The sequence below is a fragment of the Mycolicibacterium sp. Y3 genome (assembly GCF_051188035.1).
GTDB lineage: Bacteria > Actinomycetota > Actinomycetes > Mycobacteriales > Mycobacteriaceae > Mycobacterium > Mycobacterium fluoranthenivorans.
Map to the genome: position 1 here is coordinate 2,201,416 of NZ_JAVQLT010000001.1, position 25,359 is coordinate 2,226,774.

Consider the following 25,359-nt stretch of genomic DNA (forward strand, 5'->3'; position numbering starts at 1 on the left):
TCGTGCGGTACGACTCGCTGCTGGAGGCGCTCGGGAACACACCGCTCGTCGGGCTGCAGCGGCTCTCGCCGCGCTGGGAGGACGACGCCAACGGACCCCACGTGCGGTTGTGGGCCAAGCTCGAGGACCGCAACCCGACCGGCTCCATCAAGGACCGGCCTGCGCTGCGGATGATCGAGCAGGCCGAGCGTGACGGGTTGATCAAGCCGGGCGACACCCTGCTCGAGCCCACCAGTGGCAATACCGGTATCTCACTGGCGATGGCCGCGCTGCTCAAGGGCTATCGGATGATCTGCGTGATGCCGGAGAACACGTCGATCGAGCGGCGCCAGCTGCTCGAGCTGTACGGGGCGAAGATCATCTACAGCGCCGCCGAGGGCGGTTCGAACACCGCCGTCGCCCACGCGAAAGAGCTTGCTGCGCAGAACCCTTCGTGGGTGATGCTGTACCAGTACGGCAACCCGGCGAATGCCGCCGCGCACTACGAGGGCACCGGACCCGAACTGCTGGCCGATCTGCCCGAGATCACCCATTTCGTCGGCGGCCTCGGTACCACCGGCACGCTGATGGGGACCGGCCGGTTCCTGCGCGAGCACGTGCCGGGGATTCAGATCGTGGCGGCCGAGCCGCGCTACGGCGAGGGTGTGTACGCCCTGCGCAATATCGACGAGGGTTTCGTGCCCGAACTGTACGACCCCGAGGTGCTGACGACGCGCTTCTCGGTGGGAGCGTTCGATGCCATCAAACGGACCCGCGAGCTCGTCGAGGTGGAGGGCATCTTCGCGGGCATCTCGACCGGGGCGATCCTGCACGCCGCGCTCGGCATGGCGGCCAAGGCGATCAAGGCGGGCGAGCGTGCCGACATCGCGTTCACCGTGTGCGACGCCGGCTGGAAGTACCTGTCCACCGGCGCCTACGCCGGTAGCCTGGATGACGCCGAGGACGCGTTGGAAGGGCAGCTATGGGCCTAGTCGAACGACGACCAAGCGGTGAGGGACGAACCGCGCTGAGGAGTTCGACCATGGGGCTTGAGGAGTTCGCGTGACCCTCCCGGTTCCGCAGGAGAAGAAGCCGGCCGCCTGGAAGCTCGGCGGCGCGACGGTCCTTGCGTTCGTCGCGTTGCTGTATGTCATCGAAGCGGTCGACGCCACGGTATACCGCGGCGGGCTCGACCAGGACGGCATCCAGCCGCTGCGGACCGATGGGCTGTGGGGAATCCTGTGGGCGCCGCTGCTGCACGGCGGTTGGCCACACCTCGTCGCGAACACGGTGCCGGCGCTTCTCTTCGGCTTCCTCGCCAGCCTGTCGGGATACGGACGCTTCCTCGGTGCCACCGCCATCATCTGGATTCTCGGTGGCCTGGGCACGTGGCTCATCGGGAACCTCGGCGCGCACTGCCCGTACGTGGGGGTGCAGTGCACCACCACACACGTCGGCGCCTCCGGGCTGATCATGGGCTGGTTGACGTACGTCATCGTGCTCGGTTTCTTCACCCGGACCGCGTGGCAGATCGTGGTCGGGGTGGTGGTGGCGTTCATCTACGGCGGTGTGCTCTTCGGTGTGCTGCCCGGTACTCCGGGGGTGTCGTGGCAGGGGCATCTCTGTGGGGCGCTGGCGGGAATCTTCGCCGCCTATGTGCTCTCCGGTCGCGAACGCAAAGCCAGGGAGCGCCGGAAGAGCATTGCACCGCTGGGCAGCTGACGCCATGTTTGCTGGGTCGTCCGCAGTGCGGTACGCGTCACTGCGCGCAGGTGAAAATGAATCTTGTCGCGTATTGCGGTGATGCTTTCGTCGCCCGGATAGCAGACGTGGCAAGCTAGACGGCGTGCGAATCACCGTACTGGGTTGTTCCGGCAGTGTTGTCGGGCCCGATTCGCCGGCGTCCGGTTACCTGTTGACCGAACCCGACACCACGCCGATGGTCATCGACTTCGGCGGCGGAGTGCTGGGCGCGTTGCAGCGACACGCAGACCCCGGCGCGGTGAACGTGCTGCTGTCGCACCTGCACGCCGACCACTGTCTCGATATGCCGGGCCTGTTCGTCTGGCGCCGGTATCACCCCAATCCACCCACGGGCCGAGCCCTGCTGTACGGGCCGACGCACACCTGGGAACGCCTCGGTGCGGCCTCCTCGCCCGAGGGTGGGGAGATCGACGACATCTCCGACATCTTCGACGTGCAGCCGTGGGTTGACGGGCAGCCCGTCGTCCTGGGTGCGCTCACGGTGGAACCCCGTCTGGTGTGTCATCCGACGGAGTCCTACGGCATGCGCTTCACCGACCGTGACGGTGTGACGTTCGCCTACAGCGGTGACACCGGCATCTGCGACGCCGTCGTCGAACTGGCCCGTGGGGTGGACGTCTTCCTGTGCGAGGCGTCCTGGACCCACGCCCCGGACCGCCCGCCGAAGTTGCACCTGTCCGGGACCGAAGCCGGCCAGATCGCGGCCCGCGCCGGCGTGGGTGAACTGCTGCTCACCCACATCCCGCCGTGGACCTCGCGCGAGGACGTCATCAGCGAGGCGAAAGCCGAATTCGACGGCCCGGTGCACGCCGTGGTGTGCAACGAGACGATCGACATCACGCGCCACTGAGCCCACCGGCTAGGGTTGGCCCGTGTCCAGACGAGAAGACGGCAGGCTTGACGACGAGCTGAGGCCGGTGGTCATCACCCGCGGCTTCACCACCCATCCCGCGGGATCGGTGCTGGTCGAATTCGGTCAAACCCGGGTGATGTGCACGGCTTCGGTGACCGAGGGCGTCCCGCGCTGGCGCAAGGGTTCCGGACTCGGGTGGCTCACCGCCGAATACGCGATGCTGCCCGCGGCCACCCACAGCCGCTCCGACCGCGAGTCGGTCAAGGGCCGCGTCGGTGGACGCACTCAGGAGATCAGCCGGCTGATCGGTCGGTCGCTGCGTGCCTGCATCGATCTGCGGGCGCTGGGGGAGAACACCATCGCGATCGACTGCGATGTGCTGCAGGCCGACGGCGGCACCCGCACCGCGGCGATCACCGGCGCCTATGTCGCGCTCTCCGACGCGATCACCTATCTTGCTGCGGCGGGCAAGCTTTCCGATCCGCGGCCGCTGTCCTGCGCCATCGCCGCGGTGTCGGTCGGTGTCGTCGACGGGCGTGTCCGGACCGATCTGCCCTATACCGAGGACTCGCGCGCCGAGGTCGACATGAACGTGGTCGCGACCGATACCGGCACTCTGGTCGAGGTCCAGGGCACCGGTGAAGGGGCGACGTTCCCGCGCTCCACGCTGGACAAGCTGCTCGACGCGGCGCTCGCCGCATGCGATCAGTTGTTCGCCCTGCAGCGCGCGGCGCTCGAGCTGCCGTATCCGGGTGTGCTGCCCGAGCCGACCGGGCCGGCGAAGAAAGCGTTCGGAAGCTGAGCCGGCTGCTCGTCGCCAGCCGCAACGCCAAGAAGCTGGCCGAACTGCGGCGGGTGCTCGACGCAGCCGGGGTGTCCGGACTGGAGCTGCTGTCGCTCGACGATGTGCCTGCCTTCGACGAGGCACCCGAGACGGGGGCGACGTTCGAGGAGAACGCGTTGGCCAAGGCGCGGGATGCGTTCGCCGCGACCGGCCTACCGGCGGTGGCCGACGATTCCGGGCTGACCGTCGACGCGCTGAACGGTATGCCGGGGGTGCTGTCGGCGCGCTGGGCCGGGCGGCACGGCGACGATGTGGCCAATCTCGAACTGCTGCTGGGACAGCTGCGCGATGTGCCCGACGAACGTCGCGGTGCGGCGTTCGTGTCGGCATGTGCGCTGGTTTTCGGTCCCGGCGACCAGGACGAGGTGGTAGTCCGCGGGGAGTGGCCCGGCGCGATCGCCCGCGCACCGCGCGGTGACGGCGGATTCGGTTACGACCCGATTTTCGTGCCGGCCGGATCGCAGCGTTCGGCGGCCGAACTCAGCCCGGCCGAAAAGGATGCGGCGTCGCACCGCGGCCGCGCCCTGGGTCTGCTGGTGCCGTCGCTGCGGGCGCTGAATTTTACATAGACAAACTAACGTGTAATGCTCGCGGCCGTGAGTTCACGCGGCTGGGGTTCGACGCATCCACGCGTGCTCATCGCCGTGCTGTCGGCGGCGGGCATCGGTGTGTCCCTGATGCAGACCCTGATCATCCCGCTGGTGCCGGAACTGCCGAAGCTGCTGGACACCGATCCCGCCAACGCCTCCTGGGCCATCACCGCGACGCTGCTCACCGCGGCGGTGGCGACCCCGGTGTTCGGCCGCCTCGGCGATATCTACGGACCCAAACGGGTGTTGATCGCGTGCGCGCTGCTGCTGACCGCGGGTTCGTTGGTGTGCGCGGTGACATCGTCGCTGGTGCCCTTCATCGCCGGTCGCGGCCTGCAGGGGCTCGCGATTCCGATCATCCCGCTGGGCATCAGCGTGTTGCGCGCCTCGGTGCCGGCCGAGAAGGTCGGTGCCGCAATGGGTTTGATGAGCTCATCGCTCGGGGTGGGTGGGGCGCTCGGGCTGCCGTTGTCGGCGGCCATCGCCCAGCACTTCACCTGGCATGCGTTGTTCTGGGTGGCCGCGGGGCTGGGCGTCGGTGCGCTCGCCATGTTCGTGTTCCTGGTGCCGTCGGTGCCGGCCACCTCCACCGACCGTCTCGACCCGCTGGGTGCGCTGCTGCTCGCGGCGGGACTGGTGACGTTGTTGCTGGGTATCACCAAGGGCCGGGCGTGGGGCTGGACCTCGGCGACCACGACGGGGATGTTCGCCTCCTCGCTGGTGGTGTTCGCCTTGTTCGCGGTGTGGCAGCTGCGTTTCGACTCGCCGATCGTCGACCTGCGTACGACGGTGCGTCGGCCTGTGCTGACCACCAACATCGCCTCGATCGGCGTCGGGTTCGCCATGTTCGCGCTGTCGCTGATCGCACCGCAGATCCTGGAGCTACCGGCCGGCACCGGCTACGGACTCGGGATGAGCATGCTCGAAGCAGGGCTCTGGATGGCGCCGGGCGGGCTGGCGATGATGGTGACCGCGCCCATCGCGGCGCGTGTCATGGCCGCGCGCGGACCGCGGTTCACCTTGTTCGTGGGCTGCGCGGTCATTGCCGGTGGCTACCTCGCCGGGCTCTGGCTGCTCGGTGGCGGGCCGCAGGTGATGGTGCTCAACGTGCTGGTGAGTGTCGGGGTGGGTTTCGCTTACGCGTCCATGCCCACGTTGATCAACGCGGCGGTGCCGATCTCGGAGACCGCGGCGGCCAACGGCATCAATGCGCTCGCACGATCGCTGGGAACATCGATCTCCAGTGCGGTGATCGGTGCGGTGCTGGCCGGGCTGACCGTGTCCGCGGGTGGGCACGCGGTGCCGACCCTGGAGGCCTTCCGGGTCGCGCTGTTGATCGCGGCGGGCGTCGCCGCCCTGGCCGGGATGCTGGCGTTGTTGATCCCGCTCGCGCGCCCGGCAGAAGCTAGAGACCGAAGCGCTTCTTCACGTCTTGCGTCTGGAAGTGCTCGACGATGATGCCCAGCAGCGGCACCGTGCCGGAGATGAGCGTGCCGATCGCCCGGCCGATGGGCCAGCGGGCCTTGACCGCCAGGTTCGCGGTGCAGAGCAGGTAGACGAAGTACACCCAGCCGTGCACGATGCCGATCCAGCTGAGGGAGGCGTCCTTGAAGATGTACTTCATCACCATCTCGTAGCACAGCGCGATCAGCCACAGACCCGTCGCCCACGCCATCACGCGGTAGCTCAGCAGAGCTTTGCGGATCGACTCGACGGGGGCGGCCGAGGCTGGCGTTTCGGGGGTGCTCATTCGGTGTCTTCCTTATCTGTTTTCGCAAGCTCTGCGAGGTAGGCGTTGTACTCGCGCAGGGTCGGGTCGTCCTCGGCTGCGGTGGCCTGTCTGGGGCGTTCGGGCAGCAGGCCGGCGGGGATCTCGGAGTCGGGCTTGGGCTCGGCCGGCGGCGCCTCCTCCAGGCGCACGAACTTGTAGTACGCGTACACGCAGAAGCCGGCGAACATCGGCCACTGCAGCGCGTAGCCGAGATTCTGGAAGGTGCCCGAGGACGATTCGAAGCGGGTCCACTGCCACCACGCCAGAAGCAGGCAGCCCACGGCGCCGAGGATCACCAGCGCGATGAGCGCCGGCCTCCTACGCCGTGTAGTGGACATGCGTCAACGGTACCGTGCGGGTTTCGGGCGTTGGCTGGTCGGCGGGCTCTGAGGTAGTTCTCTTCTGAACTGTGTCAACAATCGATGACACAGTTCAGAAGAGAAGGTGGTCAGGTCTCGGGTGGTGCCGCCTTGTGATGGTCGGCGACGACCCAAGCGGTAGTCTGGACGCGCTTGCGCGAGTGGCGGAACGGCAGACGCGATGGCTTTAGGTGCCATTGTCCTTTGGGCGTGGGGGTTCGAATCCCCCCTCGCGCACCATGTAAGTGCTTCAGGATCGTTACCGATGTCGCCAACGTGATGTCTTGCGCAGGTGGTCGGTTCTCGTCGGCGTCTAGCATGGAGTGATCCCGCAGCGACCCCGCCGGGTTACTTCGGGCTGTTAGCGCAGGTGTCGACCATGGCAGAGTTCCACTCGGGCGGAAACGACACGAAGGGCGGGACGCTGACCGCCCAGCAGTTCAGCGCTGACACCGCGGACCTCCTTGCCGGCGTCGGTGCCCTTGCGAGCCTGGTGGCCGGCAGCCTCGGACTGCCGGAATTGCTCACCGAGGTAGCGGGATTCGCGGTTCGCGCAATACCCGGTGCAGATGGCGCGGGCGTGACATTGCTGCAGGCCGACCAGCCAGGCGACACGATCGAAGCATTGGCTGCGAGTGCGCCATTCGTCGCCGAGATCGATCACGTGCAGTACGTCACCCTCAACGAGGGGCCCTGTATCACCGCCGTGCAGGAAGGGCGCACGGTGCGGTCCGGCTTCTTGGGCGGAGAGGATATGTGGCCGCTCTTCGGTCCGCACGTCAGCGATATGGGTATCCACAGTGCGTTGTCCCTGCCGCTACTGATGCCTGGGAAGGTGATCGGTGCGATCAACGTGTATGCCCACGGCAAGGGTGTCTTCGATGAGCATGCGGCGGGACTCGGAGAGCTTTTCGCCAAACCGGCTGCGGTGGCGGTACACAACGCCCAGATTCTCAGTCAGGCGATTGCGCTCACGGTTCAGCTGCGGGCCGCCTTGTCGGTCCGGCCGGTAATCGACCAGGCAATCGGCCTGCTTCGTGGTCGTAGCGGGCTGGGCGCAGAGGATGCCCTGGCCCAACTCCGGGCGATGAGTCAGAGCGAACACCGCAAGATGGTGGATATTGCCCAGAGCATTCTGGATGAGGCCGTCCGCCGCGCTCGTGCCCGGCGAAGCCGAACCTGAAAACGTACCCGTGGCGTCCCCTCTATCGTGGGGATATTGATCGGCCACGGGTCGTTGGATTAAATACATCTATTTCCGCGCAGTTTTTGTGCGCCGTGAAGAATCCGCAATCCGGTCGCGCAGTATCTTTTGAAATCCCCGTCAGGCGCCCTCGGATATCTGATATCTGTCGTCGTCGCCCCGCACCTTTGGGGGATTAGCTGTCGCGAAGGAAATGAGCACACTGCGCGGTTTGCGCGCTGATCCGGCCATGTCCTATCGCATAGCCGAGATTTGACTACCTCCCTGATATCGCAGGTGAACGTTCGGCGGTCGCCGGCGATGGGGACTCGAACGCGGCACATGTCAATGCAGTGGGGTCTTGCCGCCGAGGGCGCACGTGAGTTCGCTGTGCTGACGGCTCGTGGTGTTTGTGTGGGTGGAACCAGGGTCCTGCAAATTACGCAGCAAATATTGACGTCCAGTCTGAAGATCGGTCGGCAGGATTGCCTGAGAAGGTGCGTCTTGCTGCACGCTTGTGGCGTCATTGAGCGATTGAGCAGTGGTTTCAGCTTTCAGGACGATGGGTAGTACCCAGCATGGTGAGCCGTGCGACGGCTGAGAGATTAGCTTCAGCATCGATGTGTGACGGTTGACACATATGCACAGCAAAGCTATGGTTCGAAGTACTCAAGATCCATCGAGGAACGACTCGATCGCTGGGCCCACGACAATGGTCTCCAGCCTGCAAGGGGGCATCGCCGGCGGTTTCACTGCCGCCACCGGTTCGGACTTTCAACGTCCCCGGTCATGCCAGAGTGCATGCGCACATAGATCGATTTACTCCAGTCGTCGTCTCACGCTGCGGCTGATGACGGAAATCGATATCGACACGCATCGACACGAAGTTAAATCAACAGCTTCGTCTGCGACCTGCTTTCAATAATTCTTGTCGACCGACCGTCGGCATCTTCAGGCTCACGCTTCGGTGAATGCGAAGCGTGCCAAAAGCCGGATCAAGCGGCGCATTTCAGGGAAGTGCCGCCCAGCCGCGTGCACAAGGAATTCACGGAAATAGATCCATGAACTTATCGTGCCCCGCTGCCCGAAACAACCAGAAAATTTCTATTAGGAGACCGAAAATGAGAAACTACATCTATCCGTGCGCGACCGGTATTGCCATGGTCGGAGCGGGCGCCGCGTTGGCTCTCGGAGCGGGCGCCGCACAAGCGTCACCGCTGCTCGCTCCCGCACCTGCCCCTCTGACGTCCCTTCAATCACCGTCGGCGGGCGTGCAGTGCCTCATGGTGGCCACCGGATGCCCGTCAGGTGTGGTGACGACGACGAGTGGCGCGGTCAGCTACTTGGCACTCACGCCCACTCCGAACGCCCTGGCCGCTGCCTTCGTCGGTCCCACGATGCATTCGCCGCTCTACAACCTCATCGGTATCGGCAACTTCATCCCGATTGTGAACATCTTCGTCAGCAATGGGGCCAACGGTGCGGCAGGCACGGGCGCCAACGGCGGTAACGGCGGCCTGTTGATGGGCTTCGGTGGTGCCGGCGGATCCGGTGCCGTGGGGCAAGCCGGCGGCAGCGGCGGCAAGGGCGGGTTCTTCGTCGGCAACGGCGGTAGCGGCGGAGCCGGCGGGATCGGCGCGTCGGGCGGCAACGGCGGTAACGCCGGCACCTTGGCGCTGCTCGGTCACGGCGGTAACGGCGGTGTCGGGGGTAGCGGTTCGGCAGGCACAGTCGGTGCGACGGGCGCGGGCACCGCTGCCAGCGGTACGACCGGCACAACTGGCGCGGTGGGCGGGACCGGAGCCGACGGCGTCAATCCCGCCGCGGGCGGTCCTGCGGGAGTTGCAGGTGCTGAGGGCGCCGCCGGCACGGTGACCGGTGGCGACGGCCTCCCCGGTACTTCGGGCAGCCCCGGTGGAGCCGGCGGCGCGGGTGGCGCGGTGGCAGGCACGGCACTGGTGGCAACCGGCGGCACCGGTGCGGCCGGCGCCGGCGGCACCGATGGTGGCAACGGTGGAGCCGGTGGCGCGGGTGGCGCCTCGTCGACAACGGGTGCCGGCGGCACGGCTATTGGTGGCAGTGGCGCCGATGGTGGCAATGGCGGAACCGGCGCCACCGACGGCGGCGCCGGTGGCGCCGGTGGCGCGGGAGTCAGCGTCAGCGGAGTGGGTGTGGGCGGCAACGGCGGCATCGGCGGTGACGGTGGCATCGGCGCTGCCGGGCAGTCCGGTGGAGCAGGCGGCACCGGCGGTACCGGCACCACGGGTGCCAATGGCACCAACGTCGGAGGCACCGGCACCGCCGGCGGCCCGGCGGGCACCGGCGGCAACGGCGGTCGTGGCGGTCTCTTCGGCGGTGGCGGCGCTGCGGGGAACGGCGGCACGGGTGGCACCGGCGGCACGGGTGGCACCGGCCAAGCCGGTGGCGGCGGCGGCACGGGTGGTACCGGAGGTTCAGGTGGCACCGGTGGCAATGGCGATGCCGGCGGCAACGGTGGCTCCGGTGGCGCGGGCGGCGCAGGCACCGGCGCCGGCGGGACCGGAGTCGGTGGAACCGGTGGAGCCGGTGGTACCGGCGCCACAGGTGGTCCGGGCGGGTCCGGAGGGACCAGCGGAACCGGCGGCGCCGGCGGCACGGGTGGTACCGGTGCGGCAGGCGGCAGCGGTGGCACCGGTGGTAACGGTGCGGCGGCAGGTACTGCCGGTCACAGTGGCGTTTTCGGCAGCAACGGCCATACCGGCACCACGGGTGCCAACGGCGCGACGGGTAACACCGGGGCGACCGGCTCCACCGGGGCGACGGGTAGCACCGGGGCATCCGGTGCGACCGGCAACGCCGGCAGCAGCGGCGCCGGTGGCAACGCCGGCTCTCCCGGAGCGAATGGCGCGTCGTCGTAGTCGATAGCGCAACGCTTCAGTAAACGAGCGCTGTGAGGACATCAGGGGCGTCGGCTGTGCCGGCGCCCCTGATGTCGTGGCAGCCCGACCACCGGCCGCCGTTCGACCGAACAATCCGGTGGAACCTTCGTTCAGCGCAGCATCTTTCACCTGTCGGGAGGTGGTGCATCTGCGGATTCGCGATCGCCGCACCCGCATCGTTCTCGGCCTTTCCGGCCCTATACTTCTGCCAACTTTGCGCAGGACGGGGACAGCATGACGACGGGGTTCGTGCCGAGTTCGGACAGCGCAATGGTCCGTGGCCTGCAGCTTCAGCTCGGGCTGCGGATACTGCTGGCCGCCTTCATCACCGCCACGCTGTTGTGGCAGCCGCCCGACACCCATCTGTGGCTGCATTGGGGTGTGGCCCTCACTTATGCCGTGGTGGTCGCCGCGTGGGCGGCGTGGGGGCTGCGGCCCGCGGGCCGATCGTCGACCGAGCCCGCGCGCTCGGTGCCGCTGTTCATGCTGGGCGCGGATCTGACTGTGGTGGCGGTGCTTTCGGTCGAGGCCGGGATCAGCTCACCACAAGCCTGGACCTCCGATGTGCTGCAGTACGGACTGTTCCTGATCCCGCTGATCGCCGCCGCCCAACTCGATCCCGTCATCAGCGCCATCGTCGCCGTCCCCGCGATCGTCACCTTCTTCGCCATCAACTGCGTCAACAGGTCCGTCAACGGTGACGAGCCGTGGGGATCGATCGTGGTGACGACGGGGGTGCTGACCGGGCTGGCAGCCGGGTCGGTGGCACTGTCCTGGATTCAGCAGTCCAATACCCGGACCATCGCCGGCCTGGCCCAGGAACGGGCCGGATTGCTCGAAGAGGTGATCAGCCTCGAGAAGCGCGAACGCCAGTCGCTCTCGGAACGCCTGCACGACGGCGCACTGCAGTACGTGCTCGCGGCCAAACGCGATATGGAGGAAGTCCGCGAGGGATCGACCGACGGGATGGATCGCGTCGAACTGGCGTTGGGGGAGTCCTCCCGGCTGTTACGCGACGTGGTGCGCGAACTGCATCCCGAGGTGCTGGCCCGGTCCGGGCTCAAGGCCGCGCTGACCAGCCTGGCCGACGGTATTGCCGCCCGGACCGCGCTCGACGTCGAGGTGGACGCCGGCGGTTGGCCGGACGATCTGCGCACCGACGCCGACCATCTGCTCTACGGCGCGGCGCGGGAGTTCTCCACGAACGTGATCAAACACGCCAAGGCCAACAGCCTCCGGTTCACCCTCTGCCGTGCCGACGGCCGGGCACTGTTGCGTATCGCGGACGACGGGGTGGGCATCCCGCCGGACCGGCTGGCGATGGCAGTCGAGAACGGCCACATCGGGTTCGCCTCGGTCCGGGCCAAGGTGCTCGCCGCCGGCGGCGACTTCGATGTCACCGGCGCACCGGGCACCGCGATCTCGATCACGCTGCCGGTGCCCGGCACGGACTGATAGGCACGTGTCGTACTCTCGTCCGAGCGTTTGCCCAGACGAAGGAGTCCGTGTGCAGATCGATCCGGCCGCGACCGCCTGGCTGCTCGCCAGTACCGCGTTGGTCTTGTTGATGACCCCCGGCCTGGCCATCTTCTACGGCGGTATGGTCCGTTCGACCGGCGTGCTCAACATGATCATGATGAGCTTCATCGCCATCCCGGTGGTCACCGTGACGTGGCTGCTGGCCGGGTACAGCCTCGCCTTCGGCGCCGACGCCGGCGGCGGCCTGATCGGCAACCTGGATCATCTGGGCCTGGCGAACATCGATCTCACCGCCGTCCGGTCCAACGTGCCCGAGCTGTTGTTCGTCACCTTCCAGTTGGCGTTCGCGATCCTCACCGCGGCACTGGTCAGCGGTGCGATCGCCGACCGGGCCAGGTTCTCCGCGTGGATCGTGTTCCTGCCGCTGTGGACCTTGCTGGTGTACGCGCCGGTGGCGCACTGGGTGTGGGGTCCGGGCGGTTGGCTGACGACCTTCGGTGCCCTGGACTACGCGGGTGGACTCGTCGTCGAAATCGTCTCGGGGGCATCGGCGTTGGCGCTGGCGTTGGTGCTCGGGCCCCGTATCGGGTTCAAGTCCGAACCTATGCGCCCGCACAACCTGCCGTTCGTGCTGCTCGGGGTCGGCCTGCTGTGGTTCGGCTGGTTCGGCTTCAACGCCGGTTCGGCCTTCGCCGTGGACGGCAAGGCCGCCGTGATCTTCCTCAACACGTTGGTCGCCGGCTGTCTGGGCATGCTGGGTTGGCTCGCCGTCGAGCGGGTGCGCGACGGTCGTCCGACCACCTTCGGCGCGGCCTCCGGTGTGGTCGCCGGCCTGGTCGCCATCACGCCCTCATGCGGGTTCGTGACGCCGATCGGTGCGGCCCTCGTCGGGACCGCGGCCGGCGTGGTCTGCTCGTTCGCCATCGGATGGAAGTTCCGGGCCGGCTACGACGATTCGCTCGACGTGGTCGGTGTGCACTTCGTCGGTGGCGTCGTGGGCACCTTCCTGATCGGCCTGCTGGCCGCCGAAATGGTTTCCGGCGGGCCCGCGGGCCTGTTCTACGGGGGCGGACTGACCCAGCTGGGCAAGCAGTCACTGGCCATCGTCGCGGTCGCATTGTTCGCCTTCGCGGTGACGTACGGGATCGGCAAGCTCATCACCGTGACGTTCGGTTTCCGGGTCACCCGCGAAGACGAGCTGGCGGGCATCGACTTCACCCAGCATGCCGAGACGGCGTACGCCGAGGGTGTGCACGGGCATCAGCACAAGCGGCCGGGCGTGCAGTAGTCGGTCAGCGCGGCCCGTCCACGGCGAAGGTGCCCTTGTCATCCTGGAACACCACGGTGACATGGCGCACGGCGCCGTCGATCTCCACCTCACAGGTGAAACTGTCGCCTTTGGCGGCAGACGGATTCTTGCCCCCGTTGCACCGCATTGCGCTGATGGTGTTGGACCCGTAGCCGTTGATCGGATCGGAAAGGATCTCCCGCACACCGGCTTCGGCTTGTGCGACATCGATCACGGTGCTGTCGCGGAACTTCCACGCCCAGATGCTCACGCCCGCGACGATGAGCAGTACCACCGCGCCGGCGATTCCGCCGAGTAGCACCATGTTCGGGCCCGACGCCTGGTTCGGCACCCGATGCGAGGCGGGCGGCTGCGGCGGCAGCCGGTAGCGATGGGGATCTGGCTGCGGTGGTGGTGGTGGGCGCTGCGGGGGAGGCGGATACGGCGCGCGCGGGGCAGGCGCGCCCGGCGGGGGAGCACCGCCCGGTTTGGTCCACCACGGCTGGATCGGGTCGGTGGGCGGAGTCGTCATCGGGCCTCAGAACGTGGATGCATACTGCTCCATCGACTCGGTGTGCTCACTGCCGTCGGGACCGGTGATGATCAACGCGGTATTGCGGATCTGATAGCGGGTGCCATCGGTGCGGTTGGTGATGTCGAAACCACCGCCCGGTACGTGCACGGCGCCGCCGAGTTCGATACCGGCGTCATCGCTGAGCCGGACTCCGCGATAGACGAAAGCCCCCGACGGTGTTTCGCAGATGACCACTGCCGACAGCGCGGTCAGCCCCAGCGTCACCGGCACCTGACCCGGATCACACCGGGCGCCGGGGTAGGCGAGGAAGCCCAGGGCATCGGTGCCGGGTAGGGAGGCCCGGGCGGCGATGGTCGAGGTGGACGTCGTGGAGGTAGAGCTCGTCGAGGAGATCGAGCTGGTGGGGGCCGCCATCGGGGTGCGTGTCACCGTCGCCTGGACCGCCTCCGGGGGATGTGCGGTGGTGTGCCGGCCGAACATGAGCCATGCCCCGATACCGGCCGCCGCGATCAGTGTGCCCACACCGATCACGGCGAGCAGGACTGGACGGGTGGAACGCTTTGGAGCAGATAGCTTTTCGGCTCCCGACTGGTTGAGGACCGTGGGTGCCGAAGGTGTGGTGGATATCGCGGTCGCCGCCGCCGTGGCCGCCCGTGCCAGCGTGCCCGCCGTCGGGCAGCGCTGCGCCGGGTCCTTGGCCATCCCCCAGGTGACGACGTCGTCGAACGCCCGGCTGATCCCCGGGTGCGCCACACTGGGTCGCGGCGGCGGGGACGAGAGGTGTGCATTCATCAGCACGGCGACATCGCTGGCGGGGAACGGCGGTACACCTGTGAGTAATTCGTAGAGCAGGCAGGCCAGCGAATAGACGTCGGTCGGCGGGCCCACCGCACCGTCGGTGAACCGTTCGGGCGCCATATACGCGCAGGACCCGATGGCGGAGCCGGCGGTGGTCAGCCCGCTGTCGGTGCCGGAGCGGGCAATGCCGAAGTCCACCAGATAGGCGAAATCGTCGGGGGTAAGCAGGACGTTCTCGGGTTTGACATCGCGGTGCGTCAGGCCGCCGGCGTGGGCGGCATCCAGCGCGGCCGCGATCTGGGCTATTACGGCCACTGCGCGGAGCGGGTGCAGTGGGCCTTGCTGGGCCAGTACGGATTTCAGGTTGTGCCCGGAGACCAGACGCATGTCGATATAGAGCACGCCGTCGATCTCGCCGAAGTCATGGACGGGTATGACGTGCGGCTCGTGCAGCTGCGCCGCGATCCGCGATTCGCGCCGGAACCGTTCCTGGAACGACGGATCGGCGGCCAGCTCCGGTCGCAGCAGCTTGAGTGCGACCATGCGTCCCTTGACCGTGTCGAAGGCCTGGTACACCTCACCCATACCACCGACGCCCAGTAGCGCGCGCAGTTCATAGGGCCCGAACTTCTCACCGACCCGAATCGCCATCAGGAGAACCTCTGGTAGCACTGGTCGGCATCGCCCTGCAGGCCCGCACGGTAGGCCAGGATGCGAGTGAAGCCGGCCAGCGCGGTCACGCCATCGACATCGCTGGCGACCAGTCCGCTGGTGAGCAGGCCGGAGATCGCCTCATCGGTATCGCCGGCGGAGAGCATCAACGGGCTGCCGGGTTCGCTCATCTTGCTCTGCGCGACGCCGGTCAGGCACGCGGTCCGCAACGCGGTGGTGGTCGACTGCAGCGGCGTGCCGCGTTCGTGTTGCAGCGCAAGCATATAGCGGGAGGTGACCATCGACAGTGCGGTGTTGTCGCCCTGGAGCAGCACTCCCTGGCTCTCGCTGCGCGGCGTGCCGACGTCCTCGAGGGCGGGCATGTCGATGCCGATGGTGTTGGTGGCCGGGCAGTACGACGCGGGCGAGGTCGCCTTGGCGTCGGGGCAGGTTCCCGGTTCCAGACTCAGCTGCGGCGGGTTGGCGGGGGTGAAGATCTGGTTCAGCGATGCCATCAATTTGGTGAGCAGATTCTCGTCGATGGGGCTGTCGCCGTTGGCCGGAGCGCCGTAGGCGTCGTAGGACAGGAACTGCGGAAGGTCGCCCTGGCGCTTCTTGATCTCGTCCATGTTGATCGCCGCACACTGATCGGCGTTGCCGCTGAACCCGATCTGGAAGGCGCTGATCCGGTCCAGTGCCGAACCGTGGGCGTCACCGGCGGCCAGTGCCTCTTCCTGGGTCATCAGCGGGTCGCGGATGTAGATGGCGCCGGCCAGAACATGATTGAGGCCGTCGCCGGTGGACAACGAGAAACGCGGCGATTTGTCGGCGGCCACCCAGTGCAGATACACGCCCGCGAAACAGTCGGCCTGCTGCTCCTTGACCAGGACCGGTGTGCCCTTCTCCACCAGATGGGCCTTGGCCTGGACGGCGTGGCCGAACTCGTGCGCCATGATCCCGACGACACCCATGTTGCCGAAGTACTTCGCCGCGCCCGGTATGAAACTGCCTCGGTCCCAAGCCATCGTGTCGTTGCTGAAGCAGTAGAAGGCGTTGGCCATATCGGTCAGGCCGCCGCCGCACACATCCGGGTTGGTGGTGCTGTTGGAGTCGTAGGACACCAGACCGGAGATCGGCGAGAAGGTACCGGTGAGCGCTCCGTTCCAGTTGTGCGACCAGAAGTCCTCCAGGTCGTCGACCGCGAGCAGGGCAAGGCGGTCGGCGGGACCGCCGTCGCTGTTGGCGGCGGTGTGTGTGGGATCGGGGGCCCCGGCCCGCTGCCCGCTATAGCCGTCCTTGGCCGGCAGGCCGCCGGCGCGGCTGGGGTCGTACAACATGGACACCGCGTGCCCGTGGAGCACCGTTGTGCTGCAACCGGTCAGAAGCATCACTGCGGCCACCATGCAGCCGAGCAACGGACGAAGCGGGATGGTCATCGATCAGCCCGTGGTGGACGTCGATCGAAGGTAGTCGGCCACCCCGGACACGATGGCGGCCGCGTATTCGGCTCGGCCGCTGTCGCTTTCCATCCGGGTGGCCTCGCCGCTGTTGCGCATGTTGCCGAGTTCGACCAGGACGGCGGGATATCGGGCCAGGTTCAGCCCGGCCAGGTCAGCTCGGCCGTACAGCCCGTCGGAGCCGATGTAGCCCGCCGGTGTCAGGCCCGACGCGATGAGCGCGTCCCGCATCGTCGTGGCCAGTCGGAGTGCGGGACCGGACTGGGCATCATTGAGGGCCGGGCTGGAGTAGTTCACGTGGAAACCGCTCCCGGACACCGGGCCGCCGTCGGCGTGGATGCTGACGATCGCGGCGGGTGCGACCGCGTTGGCGACCGCCGCGCGTTGGTCCACGCACGGACCCGCCGACACATCGTCGCCGCGGGTCAGGACGGTGTGCACACCGGCCTGCTCCAGGCCGGCCCGCACCCGTTGTACGACGTCCCAGTTGAAGCTGTGCTCGGGATAGCCGTCGTCGGTTGCGGTGCCGGTGGTCTGGCAGTCCTTGGTGCCGCCGCGGCCATTGGGCACCTGGCGGGTCAGCGAAGCGTCGTTCGCGCCGTTGGAGCCCCCGTGACCGGGGTCGAGGACCACTGTGGCGCCGCCGATATCGCCGGTGGCCACGGCGGCCGGAGCGGCCGTGGTGCAGAGTGCGACGACGGCCAGGGCGGCCGCGGCCACCGTGACCGTGCGTTGCACCCACCGCTGCATGACGAAAAGGCTAACAAGGCGGCGGCGCGTCGGCGGCGCCGTCAGGGTGGCGTCAGGCGCTGGGTGCCGCGGCGCAGCGGTTCTTCAGATCGGTCAGGGGCTGCCGGATGGCCGTCAGCTCGTCATGGGTTTGTGGGTTCGCGGCGAGGTAGGCCTTCACCTTCGGCGAGGCCTGCTCGCGGGTGAGGCCCTTGAGGCTGCTGAAGAAGGCGTTGACGTCCGGGTGCGTGAACAGGTACACCGAGGTGGCCGCCGACACGCCGGCCCGGACCTGCTCCAGATCCCCGGCGCTGCAGTTCGGCGGGTTCGCTGCCGGGTCCTGGTCGGCCAGCGCAGCGGGGATGGCACCGAACAATCCGAACAACACGGATGCGGCGAGGGTGCCTGCGCCGATGGCCAGACGGGTCGGTCGGACGTGCATGTCTACTCCTTCTTCGGGTGACGGCGAGATGGCCGTGCGGTATCGCCGCAGCATTCAGTGTGTCGACCCGGCACTCTCGGCGCTCGCGGACACAGTCAACTCCCAGCGACTTCGGACAGGCCGCGCAGCGGGGGCTCAGTTCAGCGAGGGCGGATCCTGCCGCTGGTCTGGACGCCTACTTGGGCTGGTCGTCGACCTTGAAGTCGAACTTGACGTCGCCGCCCTTGACGCTCGTGACGGTGACGGTGACGCCGTAGGTCTCGCCGGAATCGGTGAGCTCGCACTGCAGGGTCGCGCCCTTGTCGCCCTTGAGGTCCGACGGGCAGGTCACCGATTCCGGGGCACGCCCTACCTGTTGGGTGAGCTGTTCGGAGATCTGCTCGGCGACGGCGTCCTTGTCCACCGTCTGCACGATGTCGAAGTTCACGGTCTTGCCGTCCACGCTGGTCACGGTGACGTTCACGCCGTAGTTCTTCTTGCCGTCGGACATCTTGCAGTCCAACGTGGCACCGACCTCGGCCTTGAGGTCGGACGGGCAGGTCACCGAATCGGGCTTGGTGCCGCCCTGCTCGGTGACCTTCTCACTGATCTGCTTCTGGACGTCGTCCTTGCTCACCGACGTATTGCCGACCGAGGTCGAGAAAGAGCACGCGGCCAGTGTCGCCGCAGCCGCCATCACCAATGGGGCAGCCAACCATCGATTCATGGAGCCTCCTTCACGTCGATACACCGCGACCACAATCGCACATCTCACGCTGCGTGGTGTGACGTCGGCGCTTATCGGTAGCGAACGGCGAGTGCTTTGCGGTGTGTGGCGGGCGAACCGAACAGCGATCGGTTCAAAGAGGCCCGTTTCAGGTAGACGTGGACCCCGCTTTCCCAGGTGTAGCCGATGCCGCCGTGCAACTGCATCGCTTTGCCGGCAACCTGCACAGCGGTGTCGCACGCGTAGGCCTTCGCCATAGACGCCGCCATCGACGCCGCCATAGACGCAGCCCCCGACGCGGCGTCCACGTCACACAGCCGGTCGACGGCGGCGTCCACCAGCCGGCGGGTCACCCGAATGTGCACCGCCATATCGGCACACGCGTGCTTGACCGCCTGAAACGATCCGATGGGTCGGCCGAACTGATGCCGCACGGTCACGTAACCGACCGTCGCGGCCAGCATGGCCTCGGCCAGCCCGAGGCTGTCGCAGGCGATCATGACCGCGGCGCGGTCGGCCAGCCGCCGCGCGGCCGCCGCCGGATCACCTGCGAACCGCCACACGTGGTGTACGGGCGCGCCGTCAGCGCGCACGGCGGCCAGCCGCCGGGTCTCGTCGAGCACCGGTTGTGCGGTCACCGTCACCCCGTCGGAATCCGGGGCGACGGCGGCCACCACTGGTGTGCCGGCGCCGTCCACCGCGAGCACCAGCAGCAGTGGGGCGGACGCGGCGTCGGCGACGAACTCGGCGTGCCCGTCCAGCTGGGCACCCGTGAGGGTGAACGCGGTACCGCCTGCGCCCCCGGTCGTCAGCGCAGCCACCGGGCAGGGCCGGCCCGTCGCGGCGGCGGTCAGCCAGTCGTCCCTGACCTCGTCCGCGGCCAGCTCCAGCAGCGTCCCGATACCCAGCGTGGTTCCGAGATAGCCGGTGCCGGACGCGGCCCGGCCCAGTTCCTCGGCGATGACCGCGGTTTCGGCGAAGGACACCCCGGCGCCCCCGAGAGCGTCGGGGACCTCCAGCCCGGTCCAGCCGGCCTGCGCGACAGCACCGACATCGGGGTCACCCTTGGCCAGCAGTTCCCTTGCCACGCTGCGCAGTTCACCGTGCAACTCGGCGTACTCGCGGGTCATCAGGACGCTGCCGGTTCGCGCGGCAGTCCGAGGCCGCGTTCGGCGATGATGGTGCGCTGGATCTCGCTGGCCCCGCCGGGGATGGTCCATTCCCAGGAGCCGATGAAATCGAGCACCCAGGCCCCGGACTCCCATCCGCTGGAGATCGGCTTGGCCAGTACGGTATGACCGGCCAACCCGGCGATCTCGGCGCCGAAATCCGTCATCCGTTGCAGCAGTTCGCTGTAGAACAGCTTCACCATCGAGGCGTCCGCCGGTGCCGGGTCGGGTGTCTCGACGAACTGCCGGCAGATCCCACGCAGTCCGGTGATCTCGATCTCGAACTGCGCCAACCGGTCTGCGACCAGAGAATCATCGAGCACGTCGGCGCGGGAGCACTCTGCCACCAGCCAGCCGAACCCGGCGTTGCCCAGCCGCTCGGCCAATTCCAGCATGGTCATCCCGCGTTCGGCGCCCAGCGTCTGCTGCGCCACCTGCCAGCCCTGGTTCTCCGGCCCGATCAGGTTGGCGGCCGGGATGTGGACATCGTTGAGAAAGATCTCGCAGAAATGGGATTCGCCGGTGGCCTGCCTGATCGGCCGCACATCGATGCCGGGGCTGGTCATGTCCATCAGGAAGTACGAAATGCCGTGGCGTTTGGGTGCGTCCGGATCGGTGCGAGCCAACAGCAGGCACCAGTCGGCGTGCAATCCGCCGCTGGCCCACAGCTTCTGGCCGTTGACGACGTACTCGTCGCCGTCCCGGCGGGCCGTCGTCCGCAAGGCGGCCAGGTCGGACCCGGCCTCGGGTTCGGAGAAGCCCTGTACCCAGATCTCGCCGTCCAGGATGGCCGGCAGGTGGCGGCGGCGCTGCTCGTCGGTGCCCGCGGCAAGCAGGGTCGAGGCGGCGTGATGGATGCCGACGAACGCCAGCACCAGTCGGGGTGCGTCGTGGGCGGCCAGCTCGGAGTAGAGCGCCACCTGTTCGGCGACCGACATCCCGCCGCCCCATTCGCGCGGCCAATGCGGGACGGCGTAACCGGCCCTGTGCAATTCGGCGAACCACGCCTTCTGGAAGCGTACGTACTCCGCATCGCTCACCCCGGTCTGGGCGGCGCGCCAGTCGGTGGGCACATGGTCCTCGCACCATTGCCGGACCTGGCGCCGGAAGTCCTGCAGGCTCATGCGCTGTAGAGCCCCGTCAATCCGTGCGCCTCCACCGCGTCGGCGAGCAGTTCGCGCGTCGCCGACAGGCCCCAGGGCAGCCGGCGCAGCGGCTGGCTGTAGCGCGACAGCCAGGACAGCGTCGTCTCCTCGCAGAAACCGACGGCGCCGTGGAGTTGATGGGCAACCCGGAACACCACGTCGGCAGCCTCCAGCGCGGCCAGCCGCAGTGCCAGCGCATCGGCGAGCTCCCCGCTCCAGAGTGCGTACCGGGCCAGCATCTCCAGGCCGCGGCGTTCCACTTCGGCGTCGGTGAGCTGGAACTGCACGCCCTGGAACGCGGACAGCGGTTGGCCGAATTGCTGTCTCAGTTGCACATGGGCGATGGTGAGTTCCAGTGCCCGGTCCAGCATTCCGAGCAGCGTCCAGCACGGCAGCGTGACGGCGAGCGCGAGATCGGCCGTGCCGTCGCCGTCGAGCGCGCTGACCCGAAGGTAGGTGACAAAGCCGGCCCGGTCCTCGGAGGTGCCCGTCACCCGGCCCCGCCGGCCGGTGGCGGTGACGGTCGCCCATGTCCCGGCGATCCCGGCGAGGGTGCCTGCCGGGGCGTGCTCGGTGACGACGAGCAGTCCGTCGGCGTCGGCAGGGCGGGCCAGTCGTTCGGCCACCGGGTAGGGCAGGCTCCAATAGCCGGCGCTGCGGCACAGCGCCGCCGAGGCCTCTGCGGAGTCGGGATCGGTGCGGGGCTCCAGCTCCCACGCGCCCAGCCCGTCGAGCACCGGGGCCACCACCGTGTCGCGGGTGCCGGGGTCGGCCTCGGCGCGTTGCAACAGCTCGTCGCCCCCGGCGGCTTCGAACGCCTTGCGCGCTTCGGCGCCGTACTCGTTGGCCTCGGGGCTCAGGTCGATGTTCACGAGGTCGCCAACAGTGTGCGGGCCAACAGGATTCGCTGCATCTCGATACTGCCCGAGGACACCGTGGAGGCCTGCGAGTACCGCCAGTGGTCCTCGACCTCGGCCCGGAAGTGTCGGGATTCGTGGTCGGGCAGGGTCGCAGTGATCTCCGTCAACACCTCGGCACTGTCCTGGTCCAGTTTGGTCACCGCGATCCGATAGGCCGCCGAATCGGTGGGGCGCACCTGGCCGGTGCTCTGCAAGGCGACGATCCGATATGCCATCAGCCGGGCCCGGCGACAGTGGGTGAGCATCCGCGCCCACCGGCCGCGAAGTTCGGCGGGCAGGTCGGCCCAGCGATCGCCCAGCGCGCCGGGTGCCAACTGCAGCAGCCGTTCACACCGGGCGTAGCGGGCGATGCCGACCCGTTCGAAGGCCAGCACGTTCTGCACGATGGTCCAGCCGTCGTCCACGGTGCCCAGAAGGTCGGCGTCGGTCACCCGAAGGTCGTCGAAGAAGACCTCATTGAGATGGTGCGGACCCATCATGGTCCGGATGGGTCGCACGGTGATGCCGGGGGCGGACATCGGCACCAGGAAGATGCTCAGGCCGTGTTGCTTTTTTCGGGTTGCGTCCTCGCCGAGCTTCGAGGTTCGGGCGAGTAGGAAACACCAGTGCGCCATGGTCGCGTAGGAGGTCCAGATCTTCTGACCGTTGATCCGCCAGCCGTCCCCGTCACGCACCGCGGTCGTGCGCAGCGATGCCAGATCCGACCCGGCCTCGGGCTCGGAGAAGCCCTGGCACCAGATCACCTCGCCGGCCGCGATCGGCGGCAGATGGGTGCGCTGCTGCTCCTCGGTGCCGAAGCGCATGATGGTCGGCCCCACCCAGTTCACGCCCATGTACTGCGCTCCGCGCGGTTCGTGGTGCGCCCACATCTCCTCGCGCACCACGGTCTGCTCCCACGGCGACGAGGCGCGCCCCCCGAATTCGGTGGGCCAGGACATGCACAGCAGCCCACGGCCGGCGAGCTCGCGGCAGAAGTTCTGGGCGACCTCCAGATCAGCCGGGTCGTCGGTGAACGCTCCCAGGTAGTCGTCGGGCACATGCGATTTCACCAGCGCTCGCAGCTCGGTGCGCAGGGCAGCGGCGTCGGGCCCCATGTCGAAGTCCACAGCGGCGATGCTACGACAATCCTTATAAGGATTGCTAGTATTTGTTTCGTGCCCACCCCGCAGCGCCGTATCGCCGAGACGGTGGCCGCCGATCTGCGCAACCGGATCCTGGCCGGTGCCGACCGGCTGCCCACTCAGGACCAGTTGGTCGCCGAGTTCGGCGTCAGCTATCCCTCGGTGCGGGAGGCGCTGCGGATCCTGGAGACCGAGGGCCTGGTCACGGTGCGTCGCGGCAGCGTCGGCGGGGCGCAGGTGCACCGGCCCGACGAATCCTCGGCGGCATATCACCTCGGCCTGGCGCTGCAGGGTGCGTCGGTGCCGATCGGGGACTTGGCTGCGGGGCTGCAAGTGCTGGAACCGCTGTGCGCCGCCGAGGTGGCCCGGCGCTCCGACCGCCTCAAGGTGGTGGTGCCGGTGCTGACCCGCAATGTCGACGCCAGCGCGGATGTGGTGGGCGACGGGGCCGCGTTCACCCGGTGCGCCCGCGAATTCCATGACCTGATGGTCGAATTCACGCCGAATGCCACCATCCGCCACGTGGTGGGCAGTCTGGTGGCGCTGTGGTCGGCGCAGGAGGAGAAGTGGGCCGACGCGCTGGTGCGCCGCGGCGAGTACCCGTCGGCGGCCGAAGCCCGCAGCGCGGTGCGCACACACCGTCGGCTTGTCGATGAGATCGCGGCCGGGCGGCCCGAGGACGCCGAGCGCATCGCGCGGCGGCACCTTGCCGCGACGCAGGAACTGTTACTGGAACGCTTCACCGACGACGTGGTGCACGCCGTTCGTGGCACAAAGTCGCAGGCGGGACGGTGCTGCTGACTTGGCGTTGGCGCGCATGACCTGTTGGTAGGCGGCGGCTTTGGTGACGTCGATGGCATCGGCGATGATATGTGGGGAGTACCTGACACCCCCAAGGCCAGCAAAAAGAACTACTCGCCATGTTCGTTCGCTCCTTGGTGGGTGCCCGAGGCCGACGCCATGTGGCCAACCCTGCGCTCCGTGTTGCCCAGCGCTGGAGAAGATTGCGCGAGATGATGAGCCCGTCCCTTGACTGGCCCCGGTTGCGCGGGGCTGGGAAACCAGGGCGGACTGTTCTCACCTCTACGAAAGGACGAAACCTGTTGAGATTCCAGGGCAAGAGGGCGATAGTCACCGGCGCGGCATCGGGGATCGGTCGCGCAGTAAGTGAACGACTCGCTGCCGAAGGTGCGCTGGTCGCCGGAATTGGTCGTCGCATCCAACCTCTGGAGGAGGCCAAGGATGCACTGAACCTGCGGGCTGTGGCATCGGCTGATGTCAGTGACCCGGATTCCATCGCTCCGGCCATCGCCGAGCTTCTCGATGAGCTCGGCGGCCTTGACTTCGTGGTCAATTCGGCCGGAATCGCTATGGCTGGGAACATTCAGGATCTGGGTGTCGGCCAGTGGGAGTTGCCGTTCGCGATCAACATGCGGGGAACTTTCCTCGTCACAAAACTGTGCCTGGACGCGCTACTTGACGGTGGGGGAGCCATCGTGAATATCGCCTCAGATGCCGGTATGACCGGAGATGTTGGCCTCGATGCCTACGTCGCATCCAAGCATGCCGTGGTGGGCTTCACGCGCAGCCTTGCGATGACATGGGCTTCGCGTGGGGTGCGCAGCAACGTCGTGTGTCCGAGCGTGACCGTCACGCCCATGGTCACAGACTGGTTCGCCGAGCTCACTGTTGAGGAGCAAAGTCGCTACACCCGTCTAACGCCGATCGGCCGGCTTGCGCAGCCTGAGGAGGTTGCCGGCCCGGTGACGTTCCTGTTGTCCGACGATGCCAGCTATGTCAACGGTGCGGTGCTGCCGGTAGACGGCGGTGCCACTGCGGGATACTCCTTCGGCGGGGAGCCGGTTGGGCAATAGCGCGGCAAACGTCGATTGGGAGCCCGGTATGTCCGTGAGTGGGCCGTTGCTGCGGCTGATGGTCGGAACGGCCGACGACAGACGCCGCGGAGAACTCGCCTCGGATGTGACACAAATCTGAGTCCGATTCGGCATGACATTTCGGGAGACGCCTTGAAGCCCTGGCACGCGACGCAACGAGATCTCGCCGACTTCCTGGTCGACCGCCTGGCACGCTGGCGGCGATGTCCGGCTGCCAAACCCCAAGCAGCGCCTGGCTAAGTCCGGTGGTGCTGTTGCGGTGAAAACAGCATGCCGGTCTTACGACGCCGACCAGGATCACCCGCCGAACGCGGCTACACCCGCCTCGGCGCACGCGACGTCGTCCGCCACGCTCGCGCCGCTCACCCCGATCGCGCCCAGGATCGTCTGACCGTCGGTGACGGGAATGCCGCCACCGAAGATCACGAACCGGCCGTTTCCGTTGGCCTGCAAGCCGAAGAGCTCGCCGCCGGGCGCTGCCAGCACCGCCAGTTCGCTGGTTGCGGTGCTGTTCGCCACGGCGGTATACGCCTTGTCGACCGCCAGCGTGGGGCCGGCGATCTCCGCGCCGTCCATCCGGCCGAACGCCACCAGATTGCCGCCCGCGTCGACGACTGCGACGGAGACGCGGACCGCACGGCGGCGCGCCTCGTCATGGGCGGCGGTGACCATCTCCCACGCCCGGGTAACAGGAATCGGCACAGTGGTTCTCCCTCGTGGGTGCGAATGGTGGCACTCATTGTGTGCCCCGACTGCCGAGGCG

25 protein-coding genes and 1 tRNA gene are annotated in these 25,359 nt (G+C 67.7%); 13 read left to right on the forward strand and 13 right to left on the reverse strand.

The genetic code is table 11. The features are described from left to right. Nucleotides 1–2: 2 nt before the first annotated feature. The 6 genes from QN239_RS10775 to QN239_RS10800 all read left to right on the forward strand — a co-directional run bounded on the left by QN239_RS10775 (nucleotide 3) and on the right by QN239_RS10800 (nucleotide 5,488). Nucleotides 3–971 carry a cysteine synthase gene (locus tag QN239_RS10775; protein WP_499010177.1) on the forward strand — a complete coding sequence of 323 codons (969 nt, stop codon included), beginning with the start codon at nucleotides 3–5 and terminating at the stop codon, nucleotides 969–971. A 70-nt stretch (nucleotides 972–1,041) separates the two neighbouring features. Further along, nucleotides 1,042–1,701, forward strand: a complete 660-nt coding sequence (locus QN239_RS10780; RefSeq protein ID WP_499010178.1) for a rhomboid family intramembrane serine protease — start codon at nucleotides 1,042–1,044, stop codon at nucleotides 1,699–1,701. Between the two features lie 124 nt (nucleotides 1,702–1,825). Next, on the forward strand, nucleotides 1,826–2,593 hold the full coding sequence (locus QN239_RS10785; RefSeq protein ID WP_090352888.1) for a cyclic nucleotide-degrading phosphodiesterase: 768 nt from the start codon (nucleotides 1,826–1,828) through the stop codon (nucleotides 2,591–2,593). A gap of 22 nt (nucleotides 2,594–2,615) precedes the next feature. Further along, nucleotides 2,616–3,398 (forward strand): ribonuclease PH, encoded by a 783-nt coding sequence (gene rph / locus QN239_RS10790; protein WP_090352891.1) that lies wholly within the window; start codon nucleotides 2,616–2,618, stop codon nucleotides 3,396–3,398. Further along, a complete protein-coding gene (rdgB, locus tag QN239_RS10795) occupies nucleotides 3,395–4,009 on the forward strand; it encodes an RdgB/HAM1 family non-canonical purine NTP pyrophosphatase (RefSeq protein ID WP_499016697.1) in 615 nt (204 codons plus the stop codon). Before rph ends, rdgB begins: the two co-directional genes overlap by 4 nt. Nucleotides 4,010–4,036: 27 nt before the next feature. Further along, nucleotides 4,037–5,488 carry an MFS transporter gene (locus tag QN239_RS10800; RefSeq protein ID WP_499010180.1) on the forward strand — a complete coding sequence of 484 codons (1,452 nt, stop codon included), beginning with the start codon at nucleotides 4,037–4,039 and terminating at the stop codon, nucleotides 5,486–5,488. On the opposite strand, the gene QN239_RS10805 is transcribed toward QN239_RS10800, so the two are convergent. Both QN239_RS10805 and QN239_RS10810 read right to left on the reverse strand, forming a co-directional pair. Further along, nucleotides 5,436–5,780: a DUF3817 domain-containing protein gene (locus QN239_RS10805; protein ID WP_090352894.1), complete on the reverse strand. Its 345-nt coding sequence runs from the start codon at nucleotides 5,778–5,780 to the stop codon at nucleotides 5,436–5,438. The genes QN239_RS10800 and QN239_RS10805 overlap by 53 nt on opposite strands. Then, a complete protein-coding gene (locus tag QN239_RS10810) occupies nucleotides 5,777–6,139 on the reverse strand; it encodes a hypothetical protein (RefSeq protein ID WP_090352896.1) in 363 nt (120 codons plus the stop codon). Before QN239_RS10810 ends, QN239_RS10805 begins: the two co-directional genes overlap by 4 nt. Before the next feature lie 176 nt (nucleotides 6,140–6,315). On the opposite strand from QN239_RS10810, the gene QN239_RS10815 reads away from it, so the two are divergent. From QN239_RS10815 to QN239_RS10835, 5 genes are all read left to right on the forward strand, one after another. After that, nucleotides 6,316–6,400 (forward strand) — tRNA-Leu (locus QN239_RS10815). Between the two features lie 139 nt (nucleotides 6,401–6,539). Further along, on the forward strand, nucleotides 6,540–7,343 hold the full coding sequence (locus QN239_RS10820) for a GAF and ANTAR domain-containing protein (protein ID WP_499010182.1): 804 nt from the start codon (nucleotides 6,540–6,542) through the stop codon (nucleotides 7,341–7,343). A gap of 1,121 nt (nucleotides 7,344–8,464) precedes the next feature. Beyond that, nucleotides 8,465–10,240 (forward strand): PGRS repeat-containing protein, encoded by a 1,776-nt coding sequence (locus QN239_RS10825; protein WP_499010183.1) that lies wholly within the window; start codon nucleotides 8,465–8,467, stop codon nucleotides 10,238–10,240. Between the two features lie 255 nt (nucleotides 10,241–10,495). Next, nucleotides 10,496–11,716 (forward strand): sensor histidine kinase, encoded by a 1,221-nt coding sequence (locus tag QN239_RS10830; protein WP_499010185.1) that lies wholly within the window; start codon nucleotides 10,496–10,498, stop codon nucleotides 11,714–11,716. A 52-nt stretch (nucleotides 11,717–11,768) separates the two neighbouring features. Continuing rightward, nucleotides 11,769–13,028, forward strand: a complete 1,260-nt coding sequence (locus QN239_RS10835) for an ammonium transporter (RefSeq protein WP_499010187.1) — start codon at nucleotides 11,769–11,771, stop codon at nucleotides 13,026–13,028. 4 nt (nucleotides 13,029–13,032) lie between these two features. Here QN239_RS10835 and QN239_RS10840 read toward each other — a convergent pair whose 3' ends face one another. From QN239_RS10840 to QN239_RS10885, 10 genes are all read right to left on the reverse strand, one after another. Next, the gene (locus tag QN239_RS10840) at nucleotides 13,033–13,560 is read right to left on the reverse strand and encodes a DUF4333 domain-containing protein (protein WP_499010189.1); all 528 of its coding nucleotides are present in this window, start codon (nucleotides 13,558–13,560) and stop codon (nucleotides 13,033–13,035) included. A 6-nt stretch (nucleotides 13,561–13,566) separates the two neighbouring features. Further along, the gene (locus tag QN239_RS10845; RefSeq protein WP_499010191.1) at nucleotides 13,567–15,012 is read right to left on the reverse strand and encodes a serine/threonine-protein kinase; all 1,446 of its coding nucleotides are present in this window, start codon (nucleotides 15,010–15,012) and stop codon (nucleotides 13,567–13,569) included. Then, nucleotides 15,012–16,448, reverse strand: coding sequence for a neutral zinc metallopeptidase (locus tag QN239_RS10850; protein WP_499010192.1), 1,437 nt, complete (start codon nucleotides 16,446–16,448; stop codon nucleotides 15,012–15,014). The genes QN239_RS10845 and QN239_RS10850 overlap by 1 nt, the downstream gene beginning before the upstream one ends. Before the next feature lie 3 nt (nucleotides 16,449–16,451). Continuing rightward, nucleotides 16,452–17,219: an Rv3717 family N-acetylmuramoyl-L-alanine amidase gene (locus QN239_RS10855; RefSeq protein WP_499010193.1), complete on the reverse strand. Its 768-nt coding sequence runs from the start codon at nucleotides 17,217–17,219 to the stop codon at nucleotides 16,452–16,454. 52 nt (nucleotides 17,220–17,271) lie between these two features. Continuing rightward, entirely contained in the window at nucleotides 17,272–17,640 is a 369-nt protein-coding gene (locus QN239_RS10860) for a heme-binding protein (RefSeq protein WP_499010195.1), read from the reverse strand. 175 nt (nucleotides 17,641–17,815) lie between these two features. Further along, a complete protein-coding gene (locus tag QN239_RS10865) occupies nucleotides 17,816–18,346 on the reverse strand; it encodes an anti-apoptotic protein (RefSeq protein WP_187096475.1) in 531 nt (176 codons plus the stop codon). Nucleotides 18,347–18,417: 71 nt separating this feature from the next. After that, nucleotides 18,418–19,476: an acyl-CoA dehydrogenase family protein gene (locus QN239_RS10870; protein WP_499010196.1), complete on the reverse strand. Its 1,059-nt coding sequence runs from the start codon at nucleotides 19,474–19,476 to the stop codon at nucleotides 18,418–18,420. Further along, nucleotides 19,476–20,639, reverse strand: coding sequence for an acyl-CoA dehydrogenase family protein (locus QN239_RS10875; protein ID WP_499010198.1), 1,164 nt, complete (start codon nucleotides 20,637–20,639; stop codon nucleotides 19,476–19,478). Before QN239_RS10875 ends, QN239_RS10870 begins: the two co-directional genes overlap by 1 nt. Continuing rightward, nucleotides 20,636–21,532, reverse strand: coding sequence for an acyl-CoA dehydrogenase family protein (locus QN239_RS10880; protein WP_499010200.1), 897 nt, complete (start codon nucleotides 21,530–21,532; stop codon nucleotides 20,636–20,638). The genes QN239_RS10875 and QN239_RS10880 overlap by 4 nt, the downstream gene beginning before the upstream one ends. After that, nucleotides 21,529–22,686 (reverse strand): acyl-CoA dehydrogenase family protein, encoded by a 1,158-nt coding sequence (locus QN239_RS10885; protein WP_499010202.1) that lies wholly within the window; start codon nucleotides 22,684–22,686, stop codon nucleotides 21,529–21,531. Before QN239_RS10885 ends, QN239_RS10880 begins: the two co-directional genes overlap by 4 nt. A gap of 48 nt (nucleotides 22,687–22,734) precedes the next feature. On the opposite strand from QN239_RS10885, the gene QN239_RS10890 reads away from it, so the two are divergent. Both QN239_RS10890 and QN239_RS10895 read left to right on the forward strand, forming a co-directional pair. Next, entirely contained in the window at nucleotides 22,735–23,502 is a 768-nt protein-coding gene (locus QN239_RS10890) for a FadR/GntR family transcriptional regulator (RefSeq protein WP_499010203.1), read from the forward strand. A 302-nt stretch (nucleotides 23,503–23,804) separates the two neighbouring features. Further along, on the forward strand, nucleotides 23,805–24,575 hold the full coding sequence (locus tag QN239_RS10895) for an SDR family NAD(P)-dependent oxidoreductase (protein WP_499010204.1): 771 nt from the start codon (nucleotides 23,805–23,807) through the stop codon (nucleotides 24,573–24,575). Between the two features lie 318 nt (nucleotides 24,576–24,893). Here the strand turns inward: QN239_RS10895 and QN239_RS10900 are convergent, their stop codons facing one another. Further along, nucleotides 24,894–25,298 (reverse strand): GlcG/HbpS family heme-binding protein, encoded by a 405-nt coding sequence (locus tag QN239_RS10900; protein WP_499010206.1) that lies wholly within the window; start codon nucleotides 25,296–25,298, stop codon nucleotides 24,894–24,896. Nucleotides 25,299–25,359: the final 61 nt, after the last annotated feature.